The organism is Comamonas sp. Z1 (assembly GCF_008121555.1).
Classification (GTDB): Bacteria; Pseudomonadota; Gammaproteobacteria; order Burkholderiales; family Burkholderiaceae_C; genus Comamonas; species Comamonas thiooxydans.
In genome coordinates, this window is record NZ_VOQT01000006.1 from 21,217 (window position 1) to 35,602 (window position 14,386).

Consider the following 14,386-nt stretch of genomic DNA (forward strand, 5'->3'; position numbering starts at 1 on the left):
TCACAGCTGCACTTTCCAGACGTCCTGTTCCTGGAACAGATTGATGCGCTCACGACGACTGCTGCCATCGCGGTAGTAAACCTGAACCCTGAGCTTGGTGACCTGCTCTTCCTGGGACACAACTCGCTCCAGCACCTCGACCTTGAGCAAACCGCCGCGGGAGTTGATCAGCTTCTGACCGCTGGTCAGTATCCGGCGCAGCTTGCTCTCGAAACCTGCCAGCTCTTGCTTGGAAATATGGCGTGCCGAAATCAAACGCATGCAAGCGTCGAAATCGCCTTCGGCAATCAGTTGGTAAAAGTGCTGGACCAGTTCATCCTGACTTTGTTCAGGGGTGGTCGTGGCACAGGCCGACAGACCCAGAGCCAGAGACAGCGAGAAGGGGAGAAGCAGACATCGGCGGCGGGAAAGGGAGACAGAAGCAGACACGGACCGGGTACAGCAAAAACAAGGAAGGCCGCAGTGTAGTCGCCACAACGGCCCTGCTCTTGCGTGCAGTCAGTGCACCGGCCTATTCGACCACCACCGGGCTGAACTCCGGTGGCGCGCCGAAGTAGGCACGCGGCGACGCAGGCTGCGCGCCATCGATGTCCTGCACGCCATACTCACTGGCCAGCTCGGCCGTATAGAACACGCCGCCGGAGCGCTGCTCCAGACAGTCGGCATCGCCATGCAAGGCCAGTACCACCCGACCTATGAATTGCGGCGTTTCGGCGCTGTCGAAGCTGTCGCCGTACTTGTCGGGCTCGGCCGCGCAGACGCGTTCGGAGCGCTCGGTCCTGACCAGTCCGGGCCAGAGCGAAACCACACTCACGCCGGCAGGCTTGAAATCGTGGGCCATGTCGAAGCTCATCTTGTCCGTGCCGGCCTTGCCCGCGCCATAAGCCGGCCCATGCATATAGCAGCGGCTGCCTGCCGACGAGATATTGACCACCAGGCCGCGCGCCGCGATCAGCAGGCCGGCCGCGCAATGACTGGCCACGTAGGTGGAACGCAGACCCACATCGAGCAGCCCTGTCATCTCCAGCGGCTTCTGCCAGAAGGGGCCGGGAACGGTCAGCGCATCGGGAATCGCAATCGCACAATTGACCAGAATGTCGAGCCGACCATGCTCGCGGCGCACACGCTCGAACAGCGCCGCCACCTGGACATCATCGCCATGGTCACAGGCCACGGCAATGCCGTGGCCGCCGGCTGCCGTCACATCGGCAGCTGTTCTGCCTACCGTGCCGGGCAGCGGCGAGTCGCCCTCCTTCACGCTGCGCCCCGTCACATAGACGGTTGCACCCGACGCACCCAGCGCCAGCGCCACACCCCGGCCCACGCCACGGCTGGCCCCCGTCACCACACATATCAAAGCCTGGTTCATGCTCTTCCCTTTGTGTCTTGAAGCAGCATGAATCTGGAGCAAACTGCGGCGCCCGGCAACGTCTGATAAGACTATATCTTGCGATGCATGCGCTGCTGTGCCCGGGCGTGACGAGCCAACGTCTGCTGTGCCATGTGGAGCACCGGCGCATCGACCATGCGGCCGTCCAGCACGCAGACACCGCCGCCAGCCTCGGACAGCGCTTGGCACAGGCGCTGCGCATGGGCCACGGCTGCGGGGTCGGGGTCGAAGACGGCGTGCAGGGGCTGCACCTGGGCCGGGTGAATGCACAGCTTGCCGCCAAAGCCCATGCGCCTGGCGCGCGCCGCGTCCAATGCCAGTCGTTCGGGGTTGCGCGTTTCCACGGTCACGCCGTCCACGACCGCGCCAATGCCGGCGCGGCGCGATGCCAGGACCAGGGCCATTCGAATGGGCAGCAGCTCTTCCTCCTCCAGCCCGCAGGCCATGCCTGCATCGACCTGGAAGTCCAGATGGCCGAAGGCCAGCCGCACCACCTGGGGAGCGGCAGCCAGGGCAGCCGCAGCGTCCAGTCCGGCCACGCTCTCGATCAGGGGCAGCAAGGCCGCCTGTGCCCCCGCAGCCCGGGCCACCGCATGCAGGGTCTGGGCACGCTCGGCCTTGGAGACCACGACGCCGGCCACGCCCATCTCCACCAGCTGCGCCAGCGCGCGCAGGTCCTCGGCATGCCAGGGTGTGCCTTCGGCGTTGATGCGCACCAGCAGGCGTGCGCGCTGCGTGCCTTCCAGCGCTTCCACGGCCTGGGCCAGCGCCTGGCGCGCGCCCTCCTTGTCGGCCGGTGCCACGGCGTCCTCCCAGTCGGCGATCACCATGTCGGCACCGCTGTCCATGGCCTTTCCAAGGCGTTCGGGGCGCGTGGCAGGAACGAAAAGAAAGGAGGTGGCCTGTCGCGCCAGATCGTGCATGCGTATGTCCTTGAAGAATGGCTTATTCGGCTGAAACGCCGGCGGCCTTGATGACCTTGTTCCAACGCACCACTTCGGCCTGCAGATGGGTGCGCAGGCCTTCGGGCGTGGCCTTCTCAGGCGATACCAGGTCGGAGCTGAGCTCGGCGATGCGCTTTCTGACGTTCTCGTCCTTGATGGCCACGTTCAGTGCCTTGTTGATGGCCATGACCACCTCCTTGGGCGTGCCCTTGGGCGCATACATGCCGTGCCAGACCTTGACGTCAAAGCCCTTGAGGCCTTGCTCGTCCAGCGTCGGAATGCTGGGCAGGGACGACAGACGTTGAGGCGTGGTCACGCCGAAGACCTTGGCGCGCTGACCGTCCTTGATCACGGGCACGGTCTGGGTGGTCTGGTCGCACAGCAGGTCCACCTGGCCGCCCATGAGGTCGTTCATGGCAGGGCCCGCGCCCTTGTAGGGAACGGTGGTGAGCTTGACGCCCGCCTGGTGCATGAACAGCATGCCGCACAACTGGGACACGGCACCGATACCGGCATTGGCCAGCGAGACCTTGTCCTGGTTCTTCCTCACGTAGTCCAGCAGCTCGGCGAAGTTGCTGGCCGGGAAGTCCTTGCGCGACAACAGGGTCATGGGCACATCCAGCACCTGGCCGATGTACTCGAAGTCCTTGAGCGGGTCATAGGGCAGCTTCTTGTACAGCGCGGGTGCCGTGGCCATGCCCATGTGGTGGATGAGGATGGTGTAGCCGTCCGCCTTGGCCTTGGCTACGCGGGCCGGTGCAATGGTGCCGCCCGCGCCCACGGTGTTTTCCACCAGCACGCTCTGGCCCAGCACCTGCCCCATGGGGATGGCCAGCAGGCGCGCCACCACGTCGGTAGGTCCGCCCGCACTGTAGGGAACGACAAGGACAACCGGCTTCTCCGGCCAGGAACTGGCTTGGGCGCCCGCGCATGCCGCCAGCGCGCAGGCGGCGGCCGCTGCGTGAACAAGGCGGCGGCGGAAAGGGTTTGTGCTTTGCATGGTTTGTCTCCTGTGCACTTTGGTGGAAGCGGGAGGCGCTCTGTGACGGCGCCTTTCCCTTGGATCCGCCGGCCTGGACCGGCGGGAGAACTCAGTCCAGCAGACGCCGCACGCGCGGCCATTGCGCGACCTGCCACAGCCTTGCCACCGCTGCCTGGGCGTGCTCGGCGGGCACATGGCCGCCGTAGGCGATCAGCCGCAGCGCCTTGGCCGTGATTTCCTCGCGCGACAGCGTGTTGCCGGGGTCGCCCTTGGGCTCGTCGACACGGCCCTTGAGCAAACGGCCATCCGTGGTCTGCACGCTGACCTTGCCTATCCAGCGTCGGGGATAGGCAGCGTCGACCTCGGCATCAAGCTCCATGCTCACCTTGTCGCGCAGCTCCACGGTTTCCTGTGCCAGATAGTCGCCGTCGAACTCCGTCAGCCCCGCATGGCCGTGACGCGCCGCCAGCGCCAGCACGGTACCCATGGAAAACTTGCTCTGGTGCACGGTGCTCGGCCTGACCACGGGGCCGAGCACATCGATGGCGCCCTGATGCACATGACAGGTGACCTGGGCCAGGTCGGCGGGGGTCAGGTCATGGTCCTGCATGACCTGCAGCAGCGCATCGGCGGCCGGGTGGGTGTGGCGGCATGAGGCATGCCATTTGAACGAGGTCTCGGCCGTGGCCCAGCGTGTGCCCAGCCCGTCGCTGAGCCGTGCCGGGTCGGCATCCGTGGACATGCCTGCCGCCAGTCCCTGCGGCCCCGTGAAGATGTCTTGTGCGCCCGTGAAACCGTCTTGCGCCAGATAGGCCGACATCAGGCCCGCGGCGGCAGCATGCGCCGTGTGCAGCTGCTTGCTGTCGGCGCCTGTGCGCAGAAACTCCCACAGCCCCGCCGACTGCGTGCCGGCCGAGCCGAAGGCATGCTGCATCTGCTCGGGCGTCAGCTTGAGCAGACGGCCCACGGCGGCAGCCGCCGCCAGCGTGCCTGCCGTGGCCGTAGTGTGGAAGATGCGGTAGTGGCTGCGGCCCAGAAACTCGCCCACCCGGATGCCGACCTCATAGCCGGCCACACAGGCCTGCATAAGCTCGACGCCGCTGGCACCAAGGCTCTGCGCCACCGCCAGCGCGGGCGGGAAGACCACGGCCGCAGGGTGGAACACCGAGCCGTTGTGCACATCGTCCTGCTCGGCCACATGCGAGGCAGCGGCGTTGGCCTGGGCCGCCATCAGAGGTGAACTGGTGGCGGCACTGCCCAGTATCTCGCAGGGGCCCGCGGCCGGGCCCTGGGACAGCGCGAAGCGCGTGATGCTCTGCACGGGGCGCGCGTTCTGGCCTGCGAGAGCGGAGCCGAACCAGTCCACCCACAGATCCTCGGCGCGGCGCTGCACCTGCAGCGGGACATCCTCCCAGCACAGCATGGCCGCGAACCGGGCCAGCGGATGAATGCTCACTTGGGTCTCGTTCTTCATGGAATCACTCCCGCGCATACGCTGCGCACAGCTTTCACAGAGTTGCTTCTTCGGCGTACAGGGCACGGATGCGCTCGGCCGACCAGCCCAGCTCGGCCAGGATGGCCTCGCTGTGCTCGCCTACGGACGGCACAGCCTCCATGCGGTAGTCAAAGGCGCTGTTGGCACCGGGCGGCAGCAGTGCCTGCACCGGCCCGGCCGGCGTTCCCACGCTGCACCAGCGCTGACGCGCGGCCAGCTGCGGATGGGCCCACAGGCCGGCCATGTCGTTGACTCGCGCATTGGCAATGCCGGCCGCGTCCAGCCGCTGCACGACCTGGGCCGCATTCAGCGCGTTGAACACATCCAGAATCAGCGCTCGCAGCTCTTCGCGGTTGGCGTTGCGCTGCGCATTGCTGTCAAAGCGCGCATCGCTGGCCAGTGCCGGCTGCAGCAGCACCTGCTCGCAAAAAAGCTTCCATTCGCGCTCGTTCTGCAGGCCCAGCATCACCGTGCCGCCGTCGCCCGCCTCGAAGGGGCCATAGGGGTAGATGCTGGCATGCGATGCGCCCGTGCGCGGCGGCGGCGGCGCGCCCTCCCAGGCGTAGTACATGGGGTAACCCATCCACTCGCCCAGCGCCTCCAGCATGGAGACATCGATATGGCTCCCCTCACCCGTGCGGCCGCGCAGCAGCAGGGCCGACAGGATGTTGGTGTAGGCGTACATGCCGGCCGCGATGTCGGCCACCGAGATACCTGCCTTGGACGGCACCTCGGGCGTGCCCGTGACCGATAGAAACCCCGCCTCGCTCTGGATCAGCAGGTCGTAGGCCTTCTTGTCGCGGTAGGGACCGTCGGCGCCATAGCCGCTGATGTCGCAGACGATGAGCTTGGGATTGTGGGCCTTCAGCACCTCCCAGGACAGACCCATGCGCGCGGCCGCGCCGGGCGCCAGGTTCTGCACCAGCACGTCGGCGCCTTCGAGCAGTTGCATCAGCGCCTCGAGTGCGTCGGGCCGCTTGAGATCGAGCGCCAGGCTTTGCTTGCTGCGGTTGATCCAGGTGAAGTGCGAGGACTGGCCGTTGACGCGCTGGTCGTAGCCGCGCGCGAAATCGCCGCTTCCCGGACGTTCCACCTTGATCACGCGCGCCCCCAGATCGGCGAGCTGGCGGGTGCAGAAAGGCGCAGCCACCGCATGTTCCAGCGAGACCACGGTAATGCCGTCGAGGGGTCGAAGACTATGCTTTTTCATCTTGGAAATCCATTGCACTTTGGCGAAACTCACGACCCGAACAACTGACGCGCTTAAAGCCAGGGACAGCAAGCAAGGGCCTGGGCCGGCCGCGCCGCCCCGCAGCGAGGCTGTCGTCCCCCTTTCAGGGGGAAGGCGCGCAGCGCCTCAGGGGGTGTCGCACATCAAAACGAACGTGGCAGACCCAGCAGGTGCTCGGCCACATAGGAATAGATCAGGTTGGTGGAGATCGGCGCCACCTGATAGAGGCGGGTTTCGCGGAACTTGCGCTCCACGTCGTACTCGCAGGCAAAGCCGAAGCCACCGTGGAACTGGATGCAGGCATTGGCGGCCTCCCAGCTGGCCTTGGCCGCAAGATACTTGGCCATATTGGCCTGAGCGCCCATGGACTCTCGCGCGTCGAACAGTTCGCAGGCCTTCCAGCGCATGAGATTGGCGGCCTCGACCTCGATGAAGGCATCGGCGATCGGGAACTGCACGCCCTGGTTCTGGCCTATGGGACGGCCGAACACCTGGCGGTCCTTCACGTAGTTCGTCACACGGTCCAGGAACCAGTAGCCGTCGCCTATGCACTCGGCCGCAATCAGCGTGCGCTCGGCGTTCAGGCCGTCGAGGATGTACTTGAAACCCTTGCCTTCCTCGCCGATCAGGTTCTCCTCGGGAATTTCCAGATCCTCGAAGAACAGCTCGTTGGTCTCGTGGTTGACCATATTGAGGATGGGGCGCACGGTCATGCCCTTCTTCTCGGCCTCGCGCAGATCGACCATGAAGATGGACATGCCCTCGCTTTTCTTCTTCACTTCTGCCAGCGGTGTGGTGCGCGCCAGCAGGATCATGAAGTCGCTGTGCTGGATGCGGCTGATCCAGACCTTCTGGCCGTTGATCACATAGCGCTCGTCCTTCTTCACAGCGCTGGTCTTGATCTTGGTGGTGTCCGTGCCCGTGGTGGGCTCTGTGACACCCATGGACTGCAGCCGCCATTCGCCCGAGGCGATGCGCGGCAGGTATTTCTCCTTCTGCGCCTGCGAGCCATGGCGCAGCAGCGTGCCCATGTTGTACATCTGGCCGTGGCAGGCGCCCGAGTTGCCTCCGCAGCGGTTGATCTCCTCCATGATGACGCTGGCCTCGGTCAGGCCCAGGCCGCTGCCGCCGTACTCCTGCGGAATCAGCGCGGCCAGCCAGCCTGCGTTCGTGAGCGCGTTGACAAAGGCTTCGGGGTAGATGCGCTGCTCGTCGATCTTGCGGAAATACTCGTCGGGAAACTCCGCACACAGCGCACGGATGGCATCGCGGATCTCATGGTGGTTGTTGGAGCTGGTGTGTTCGATCATTTCAAGCCTTCTGGCGACAAACGCTTGTCCAGCAAGCGCTATCAGCTATGGGTTTCAGTCTTCAAGCCACTGTGACCGTAGCCTGCATGGTGAGAAAGCCGTCGTGGTCCTGCGCCCACAGGTCGATGGTCCTGCCGTCATCGCGCGGCTTTCCGTGCACGCTGAAAGGATGCAGGTCGAAGGTCGGTCGCAAGGCCTTGAAGTCGAACGCGACCACCCTGGCGCCGGGCAGCTGGCGGCGCAGCAGATCGAGCAGCAGCGTGGCAATCAGCGGACCATGCACGATCAGGCCCGGGTAGCCCTCGATCTGGGTCACGTACCGGCGGTCGTAGTGGATGCGGTGACCGTTGAAGGTCAGCGCCGAGTAGCGGAACAGCAGAACGTCATCGGGCACGATGCTGCGCGACCAGGCAGCCTGGCCGGCGAGCGGAGGCTGCTGCGGTGGCGGCACCGGGTCGCCGGGTCTTGCAGCGGCCCGGTAGACGATGTCGTGCTCTTCGACCAGCGCCAGGCCGTCGTGATTCAAGAACCGGTGCTCCACCAGCACGAACAGCAGCTCGCCCGAGCGTCCGGTCTTGTGCTGCACGCTGCGGATGGTGGAGATGCGCTGCACCTCCTGCCCCAGGCGCAGCGGATTGTCTGCTTCCCAGCGCAGCCGCCCGCCCGCCCACATGCGGCGCGGCAGCGGCACGGGCGGCAGGAAGCCGCCGCGCCGGGGATGCCCGTCGGGGCCGATCTCGCTCTGGCGCGCATGCGGCAGGAAATACAGCCAGTGCCATAGCGCAGGCACGGCTGAGCCATCCTCAGGCACGGGATCGTCACGGTCCAGCGTGGCCGAGAGGGCACGCAGCGGAGCTGCGGTGATGATGTCGGACATGGTTTCGCTGCGCTCCTGCCAAGACTGGAGCTTGGTCAGGGTGGGTGCGTCGATCTGGACAGTGTTCGGGTTCATGGATGGAAGTGCTGGAAGAGATTCAGTTCACCGTGGCGCCGGAGGTCTTCACGATCTGCGCCCATTTGGCGATGTCCTGCTTGAGGACGGCAGCCAGCTCGTCGGGCGTGACTTGACGCTCTGGCGTGCCCGCAAGCTCCACGCCCTGAGCCTGCAACTGGGCGCGCATGTCCTTGTCCGCCATGGCCTGCTGCATGCCTTCGCGCAGCCGGCTCATCACCGCAGGCGGCAGGCCGCGCGGCGCGAACAGGGCAATCCACAGCGTGCCGTTGTAGCCGGGCACGAACTCACCCAGCGATGGCACGTCGGGCAGCAAGGGCGAGCGCGCTGCGCTGCTGACCGCCAGTGCCCGCAGCTTGCCCGACTTGATGTACTGCAGCGTGGACGGCAGGCTGCCGAACAGCAGCGGCAGCTGCCCGCCCAGCACATCGTTAAGCGCCGGCGCCACGCCCTTGTAGGGGACATGCTGCAGCTGCACGCCGGCCATCTGGTTAAGCATCTCGCCCAGCAGGTGGTTGAGCGTACCGTTGCCTGCCGATGCATATTGCAACTCGCCGGGTTTGGACCTGGCCAGGGCCAGCAGCTCGGGAACAGTCCGGGCAGGAAATGATGGATGGGCCAGCAGCACATTGGGCACGGCGCCGATCATGCTCACCGGCGTGAAGTCGCCCACGGGATCGAAGCCCGGCGACTTGTAGAGTGCGGGATTGATGGCCTGGCTGCTGCTGATGGTCATCAGCAATGTATGGCCGTCCCTGGCGGCCTTCGCCACGGCCTGGGTACCGATGTTGCCACCCGCACCGGGGCGGTTCTCGACCACCGTGCCCACGGACAGCTTCTCGCCCAGTTTCTGTGCCACGATGCGGCCCACGATGTCATTGGTTCCGCCCGCTGCCTGGGGCACTACCAGCACGATGGGGCGGGCGGGATAGGAGGTCTGCGCCCAGGTCGGCAGGCCCAGGGTCAGCAGGGCGCCGGCGCAGAGGCTGCGGCGCGATACCGATGGAGTGGAGGGCGGGGCTGATCGGACTGGCACGGCGACTGTCTCCTCTTTTGGGGTTGATAGCCCTATGCTCGCTGGCGCCAGCTCTGTGCACAATCTCTGATATTGGAATCAAGCCTTTTGTTTTTCCGAAGCCTTGACTTGATTGGTATAAACCATGAGCCGCCATACAATTCGATCTCAAGGATTTAAGACTCTTTGTTTTGATAGCACAGACAGGAAGCCTGACAAGGGCTTCTGAACAGTCTCACCTATCGCTTGCAGCCACCAGCGCACGTGTCAAGGCACTGGAGGAGCAGGCCGGCATGCCTTTGCTGATACGAGAGGCTAGAGGGGTAAAGCTGTCTGCACCCGGCGAGGCCTTTTTGCACCATGCGCGCGCCATGCTGCAGCATTCGCAGCAATTGCAAGCCGACCTGCAGGAGTACGGCGCGGGCCTGCGCGGCCATGTGCGCGTATTCGCCAACACCACGGCCGTGACGGAGTTCATGCCCGACATACTTGCGGCCTACCTCACCCAGCACCCGCACATCAGCGTGGACCTGCAGGAGCGCCCCAATGCCGGCATTGCCGCCGACATCCGCGACGGCCGCGCCGACCTGGGCATCGTGGCCGGCGAGGTGGACACGCACGGCCTGCGCGTGCTGCATTTCAGCACCGACCGGCTGGTGCTGGTGACCCCCGACACCGCGCGCTGGGCGGACATGAGCAGCGTGGCCTTTGCCGATGTGCTGCACGAGCGCTTTGTGGGCATGCACCGTGGCAGCACGCTGCAGACCTTTCTGGAGCGGCTGAGCCAGCAACTGGGCACCACGCTGAAGCTGCGCATACAGCTGTCCAGCTTCGACTCGATGTGCCGCATGGTCGCGGCAGGTGTGGGCGTGGCCGTGGTGCCCGAGACCGTGGCCCAGCGCTACCGCGGCCTGCCGCGCGTCTGCCGCGTGCCGCTGACCGACGCCTGGGCAGTGCGCCCCCGCTATATGTTGGTGCGCGAGGAACAGCAGGTATCGGTCCAGCTGCAGGAACTGATGGACGCCATCGCTGCCTACCATGAGCACGGCGAGAGCAACGTGACGCAGAGCGAATCTGGCCGCTAGAACGACGCGGCTGCGAGCACGCGTGATCGCAGCCGCGGCAGGTCGACGACGGTGATGCCGCCGTATTCGATCTCTATCAGGCCGGCCGCCGCCAGGCGCCGCAGCGCTGCGTTGCAGCGCTGGCGCGACAGGCCAGAGAGGTTGGCAATCTCTTCCTGGGACACCCGCAGGCGCGGGTCGCTTCCCGGATGCAGCCAGGGGTGGAACAGGCCTACCAGTGCACGCGCCACCTGACTGTCGGTATCGAGCAGATGGTGGGCCGCAAAGTTGCCCAGGAACCAGTGCATGCGCTCGTTGATCTGACGCAGCAAAAAGGCTTCGAAGCTGCGCTCGCTGCCGCGCAGCCATTCAAAGACCTCGGCAGGCATCAAGGCCACGCGGCTGTCGCGCAGAGCGATCACGTCCGCGGTGCGCGCCACTCCGCGCAGCACCGTTCCCTCGCCGAACCAACTGCCCACCGACAGGCCGCCCAGCGTGACAGAGCGGCCGTCGGCGCTGCTCACCGACCATTTGAGCAGCCCTTCGATGGCGCCATACCAGTGCCGAGGCGCATCGCCCATACGGCACAGCGCAGTGCCCGCGGGCAGGTCCACCTCGCGCATCTCGGCACGCACGCGTTCGCGCACGGCAACGTCGAGCACGGGAAACCAGGCCGAGCCGGAGAGCAGTTCGTCGAGGGTGGGACGGGCCGCGGCCGTTGAGCGGTGATGGCGGGCGATGGTGAAGCTCCTTGCGTACTTACCCCGAGGTCAAATGTCATCGCAACGACTGATTCGTGCAGGGGTGAAAAAAATAATAGCTGACGACCCAATCCCACGCATCAGGAGACGCCATGAGCAAGCGCAAGGTGATCGTGACCATTGCCCCCACGGGCGGCATGGCCCACAAATCGCAGAACCCCCATCTCCCTACCCAGCCGGACGAGATCGCCGAGGACGTGGTGCGCTGCTGCAATGCAGGCGCCAGCGTTGCCGCCATCCATGCGCGCCGCCCCGACGACGGCGCCACCTGCAATGCCGACATCTACCGCGACATCAACACCCGCATCCGCGCTGCGGGCTGCGACATCGTGATCAACAACTCCACGGGCGGCGGCGTGCACGGCGACATGGTGCGCGAGCTGCAGGGCGGGCGCTGGGAAATCGCCTGGGAGGAACGCATCAAGGGCATGGACGCAGGCGCCGAGATGTGCACGCTGGATGCGACCACGCTGAACCTGAGCTTCGGCGGGCGCGAGATCCTCATGGACACGCCGCTGTCCCGGGGCCGCGAGCTGGCCGTAGGCATGAAGGCGCGCGGCATCAAGCCAGAGTGGGAAGTCTTCGCACACACCCATATCCTGCAGGACGTGACGACGCTGATCGAGGAAGACCACGATGCCGCACCGCACTTCATCAACCTGGTGATGAATGTCCACCGCAACTTCCAGAACGCCATGCCGTTCTCGCCGCGCTATCTGCAGCAGATGGTGGACGTTCTGCCCGCCAACAGCATCTTCTGCGTCAGCGGCATCGGCCCCTCGCAGCTGGAGGCCAATGTGGCTGCGCTGCTGCTGGGCGGCCATGCGCGTGTGGGCCTGGAGGACAACCTCTACTACCGCCAGGGCGAACTGGCCACCAATGTGCAGCTGACGGAGCGCATCGTGCGCCTGATCCGCGAGCTCGACATGGAGCCCGCCACACCCGAGGAGGCACGTCAAATCATGGGGCTACAACGCAGTGGCATGCCGCTGCCCGCGTTCGCGCCCGCCGCCATGGCACAGGCGGCCTGAGCCGCGCACGGCGCAGCACAGCTCACAAAACAACGAGGAGACAGCATCATGAACTTCACATGCAAGGCCCTGGCTGGCGCCATGACGCTGGCCGGTGCGGCCACGGCAGCAGCTCAGATTTCGGACGATGTGATACGCATAGGCTTCATCAGCGATATGTCGGGCGTATACCGCGACTACGACGGGCCGGCAGGCGCAGAGGCCATACGCATGGCCATCGCCGACATGGGCGGAGCCATCAACGGCAAGAAGATCGAGCTGGTGGCGGCCGACCACCAGAACAAGGCCGACATCGCCGCAGCCAAGGCGCGCCAATGGTTCGACGTGGAGCGCTTCGACATGCTGATCGGTGGCGTGAATTCGGGTGCGGCCATTGCCATGGCGGGCGTGGCGCGCGATAAGCGCAAGCCCTATTTCGTGGTCGGCTCGGGTGCTTCCAGCCTCACCAACGAGCAGTGTTCGCCCTACACGGTCATGTATGCCTACGACACGGTGGCCATGGCGCGCGGAACGGCCAGCGCCGTGCTCAAGAGCGGCGGCAAGCGCTGGTTCTTCGTGACGGCCGACTATGCCTTCGGCAATGCGCTTCAGGCCGATGCCGCCAAGGTGCTCGAAGCCGGCAGCGGCAACGTGGCCGGTGCGGTCAAGCACCCGCTGGGCGCCAGCGACTTCTCGTCCTTCATGCTGCAGGCTCTGGCGGCCAAGCCCGATGTGCTGGCCCTGGCCAATGCGGGTGGCGACACGGTCAACGCCATCAAGTCGGCGGCGGAATTCGGGCTGGCGCAGAAGATGAAGCTCGCGGGCATGATCATCACCATTCAGGACGTACACGCCCTGGGCCTGAAGACGGCACAAGGCATGTATCTGACCGACAGCTGGTACTGGAACCAGAGCCCCGAGGCCAGCGCATGGGCGCGGCGCTTCTTCGACAAGCAAAAGCGCATGCCCACCTCCTTCCATGCGGGCGACTACTCCGCCACGCTGCAGTACCTCAAGGCCGTGCAGGCCGCGGGCACGGACGATGGCACCAAGGTGATGGAACAGCTCAGGAAGACCCGATTCAACGACATGTTCGTCAAGGACGGCTGGCTGCGCGCCGACGGCCTGATGGTGCATGACATGCATCTGATGCAGGTGAAGACGCCAGCCGAATCCAGAGAGCCCTGGGACTACTACAAGGTGGTCGAGACCATCCGGGGCGAGGCCGCCTGGACTACCCGCGCAGAGACACGCTGCGCGCAATGGAAGACATCATGAGCGCGGCCGCAACCGTGATACGGCACGTGGCCGTGGTCGGCACCGGCGTGATCGGTGCCAGCTGGGCAGCGTTCTTCCTGGCGCGCGGCCTGGATGTGACGGCCACCGATCCCGCACCCGGCGCCGAGCAGCGCCTGCGCGAAGCGGTGCAGCGCCACTGGCCGACCATGCAACGCATGGGGCTGGCGGATGGAGCTTCGCCCGAACGCCTGCGCTTCGATGCCGCACTGGAGCGTGCGCTGGACGGCTGCGACTTCGTGCAGGAAAGCGGCCCCGAGCGCGCCGACTTCAAGGCTGACCTCTATGCGCGCATGGACGCGGCCACACCATCCCAGGTACTGCTGGCCAGCAGCAGTTCGGGTCTGCCGGTCAGCGGCATGCAGGCACGCTGCAAGACGCCGCAGCGCGTGGTTCTGGGCCATCCCTTCAATCCGCCGCACCTGATTCCGCTGGTGGAGGTGGGTGGTGGCGATGCCACCTCGCCAGACAGCATCCAGCGCGCCATGGACTTCTATGCAGCGCTGGGCAAGCGCCCCATTCATGTGCGGCGCGAAATCGCTGGCCACATCGCCAACCGTCTGCAGGCAGCGCTGTGGCGCGAGGCTTTTCACCTCGTTGACCAGGGGGTGGCCAGCGTCAGCGACATCGACACGGCCATCGCCCACGGCCCCGGCCTGCGCTGGGCGCTGATGGGACCATTCATGAACCTGCATCTGTCTGGCGGACAGGGCGGCATGCAGCATCTGCTGGAGCACCTGGGCGGCCCCATCGAGAGCTGGTGGCGCGATCTTGGCAATCCAGCCATGACAGAGGCGCTCAAGGACAGTGTGGTGCAGGGCGTGGCCGAGGCGCGCGGCATGCGCCGCGAGGAGGAGCTGGAGCGCACGCGCGACGAACTGCTGACCGACCTGATACGTGCCAAGGTCCAGGGCTCGCTGTTCTGAGCCCACATAA

14 protein-coding genes are annotated in these 14,386 nt (G+C 65.7%); 4 read left to right on the forward strand and 10 right to left on the reverse strand.

Annotation, left to right across the window (positions count from 1 at the left end; translation table 11 throughout):
- The 9 genes from FSY45_RS12930 to FSY45_RS12970 all read right to left on the reverse strand — a co-directional run bounded on the left by FSY45_RS12930 (nt 1) and on the right by FSY45_RS12970 (nt 9,340).
- The gene (locus FSY45_RS12930) at nt 1-429 is read right to left on the reverse strand and encodes a DUF4878 domain-containing protein (protein WP_046461180.1); all 429 of its coding nucleotides are present in this window, start codon (nt 427-429) and stop codon (nt 1-3) included.
- A gap of 82 nt (nt 430-511) precedes the next feature.
- A complete protein-coding gene (locus FSY45_RS12935) occupies nt 512-1,369 on the reverse strand; it encodes an SDR family NAD(P)-dependent oxidoreductase (RefSeq protein WP_046461179.1) in 858 nt (285 codons plus the stop codon).
- Between the two features lie 71 nt (nt 1,370-1,440).
- The gene (locus FSY45_RS12940) at nt 1,441-2,313 is read right to left on the reverse strand and encodes a CoA ester lyase (RefSeq protein ID WP_046461178.1); all 873 of its coding nucleotides are present in this window, start codon (nt 2,311-2,313) and stop codon (nt 1,441-1,443) included.
- A 22-nt stretch (nt 2,314-2,335) separates the two neighbouring features.
- Nucleotides 2,336-3,334 carry a tripartite tricarboxylate transporter substrate binding protein BugD gene (locus FSY45_RS12945; RefSeq protein ID WP_003070447.1) on the reverse strand — a complete coding sequence of 333 codons (999 nt, stop codon included), beginning with the start codon at nt 3,332-3,334 and terminating at the stop codon, nt 2,336-2,338.
- A 91-nt stretch (nt 3,335-3,425) separates the two neighbouring features.
- Entirely contained in the window at nt 3,426-4,790 is a 1,365-nt protein-coding gene (locus tag FSY45_RS12950) for an MmgE/PrpD family protein (RefSeq protein ID WP_046461177.1), read from the reverse strand.
- 34 nt (nt 4,791-4,824) lie between these two features.
- Nucleotides 4,825-6,021: a CaiB/BaiF CoA-transferase family protein gene (locus FSY45_RS12955; RefSeq protein ID WP_046461202.1), complete on the reverse strand. Its 1,197-nt coding sequence runs from the start codon at nt 6,019-6,021 to the stop codon at nt 4,825-4,827.
- 164 nt (nt 6,022-6,185) lie between these two features.
- Nucleotides 6,186-7,352, reverse strand: coding sequence for an acyl-CoA dehydrogenase family protein (locus FSY45_RS12960; protein WP_046461176.1), 1,167 nt, complete (start codon nt 7,350-7,352; stop codon nt 6,186-6,188).
- A 61-nt stretch (nt 7,353-7,413) separates the two neighbouring features.
- On the reverse strand, nt 7,414-8,304 hold the full coding sequence (locus tag FSY45_RS12965) for a MaoC family dehydratase N-terminal domain-containing protein (RefSeq protein ID WP_046461175.1): 891 nt from the start codon (nt 8,302-8,304) through the stop codon (nt 7,414-7,416).
- A 22-nt stretch (nt 8,305-8,326) separates the two neighbouring features.
- Nucleotides 8,327-9,340, reverse strand: coding sequence for a tripartite tricarboxylate transporter substrate binding protein (locus FSY45_RS12970; protein WP_046461174.1), 1,014 nt, complete (start codon nt 9,338-9,340; stop codon nt 8,327-8,329).
- 134 nt (nt 9,341-9,474) lie between these two features.
- Here FSY45_RS12970 and FSY45_RS12975 point away from each other — a divergent pair, with 134 nt between their 5' ends.
- On the forward strand, nt 9,475-10,404 hold the full coding sequence (locus FSY45_RS12975; protein ID WP_012836702.1) for a LysR substrate-binding domain-containing protein: 930 nt from the start codon (nt 9,475-9,477) through the stop codon (nt 10,402-10,404).
- Here FSY45_RS12975 and FSY45_RS12980 read toward each other — a convergent pair.
- On the reverse strand, nt 10,401-11,045 hold the full coding sequence (locus tag FSY45_RS12980) for a Crp/Fnr family transcriptional regulator (protein ID WP_223305655.1): 645 nt from the start codon (nt 11,043-11,045) through the stop codon (nt 10,401-10,403). The genes FSY45_RS12975 and FSY45_RS12980 overlap by 4 nt on opposite strands.
- A gap of 191 nt (nt 11,046-11,236) precedes the next feature.
- Between FSY45_RS12980 and FSY45_RS12985 the strand changes: the two genes are divergently transcribed.
- Genes FSY45_RS12985 through FSY45_RS12995 form a run of 3 tightly spaced genes read left to right on the forward strand, consistent with a single transcriptional unit; the run spans nt 11,237 to nt 14,376 of the window.
- On the forward strand, nt 11,237-12,175 hold the full coding sequence (locus tag FSY45_RS12985) for a 3-keto-5-aminohexanoate cleavage protein (RefSeq protein ID WP_046461172.1): 939 nt from the start codon (nt 11,237-11,239) through the stop codon (nt 12,173-12,175).
- A gap of 48 nt (nt 12,176-12,223) precedes the next feature.
- A complete protein-coding gene (locus tag FSY45_RS12990) occupies nt 12,224-13,432 on the forward strand; it encodes an ABC transporter substrate-binding protein (protein WP_046461171.1) in 1,209 nt (402 codons plus the stop codon).
- Nucleotides 13,429-14,376, forward strand: a complete 948-nt coding sequence (locus tag FSY45_RS12995) for a 3-hydroxyacyl-CoA dehydrogenase NAD-binding domain-containing protein (protein ID WP_046461170.1) — start codon at nt 13,429-13,431, stop codon at nt 14,374-14,376. The genes FSY45_RS12990 and FSY45_RS12995 overlap by 4 nt, the downstream gene beginning before the upstream one ends.
- The last annotated feature ends 10 nt before the right edge of the window (nt 14,377-14,386 follow it).

Excerpts from the sequence above, each read along its gene's own strand:
- FSY45_RS12935 (WP_046461179.1), bottom strand. The coding sequence starts at position 1,369 with ATGAACCAGGCTTTGATATGTGTGGTGACGGGGGCCAGCCGTGGCGTG.
- FSY45_RS12940 (WP_046461178.1), bottom strand. The coding sequence starts at position 2,313 with ATGCACGATCTGGCGCGACAGGCCACCTCCTTTCTTTTCGTTCCTGCC.
- FSY45_RS12945 (WP_003070447.1), bottom strand. The coding sequence starts at position 3,334 with ATGCAAAGCACAAACCCTTTCCGCCGCCGCCTTGTTCACGCAGCGGCC.
- FSY45_RS12950 (WP_046461177.1), bottom strand. The coding sequence starts at position 4,790 with ATGAAGAACGAGACCCAAGTGAGCATTCATCCGCTGGCCCGGTTCGCG.
- FSY45_RS12955 (WP_046461202.1), bottom strand. The coding sequence starts at position 6,021 with ATGAAAAAGCATAGTCTTCGACCCCTCGACGGCATTACCGTGGTCTCG.
- FSY45_RS12960 (WP_046461176.1), bottom strand. The coding sequence starts at position 7,352 with ATGATCGAACACACCAGCTCCAACAACCACCATGAGATCCGCGATGCC.
- FSY45_RS12965 (WP_046461175.1), bottom strand. The coding sequence starts at position 8,304 with ATGAACCCGAACACTGTCCAGATCGACGCACCCACCCTGACCAAGCTC.
- FSY45_RS12985 (WP_046461172.1), top strand. The coding sequence starts at position 11,237 with ATGAGCAAGCGCAAGGTGATCGTGACCATTGCCCCCACGGGCGGCATG.
- FSY45_RS12990 (WP_046461171.1), top strand. The coding sequence starts at position 12,224 with ATGAACTTCACATGCAAGGCCCTGGCTGGCGCCATGACGCTGGCCGGT.
- FSY45_RS12995 (WP_046461170.1), top strand. The coding sequence starts at position 13,429 with ATGAGCGCGGCCGCAACCGTGATACGGCACGTGGCCGTGGTCGGCACC.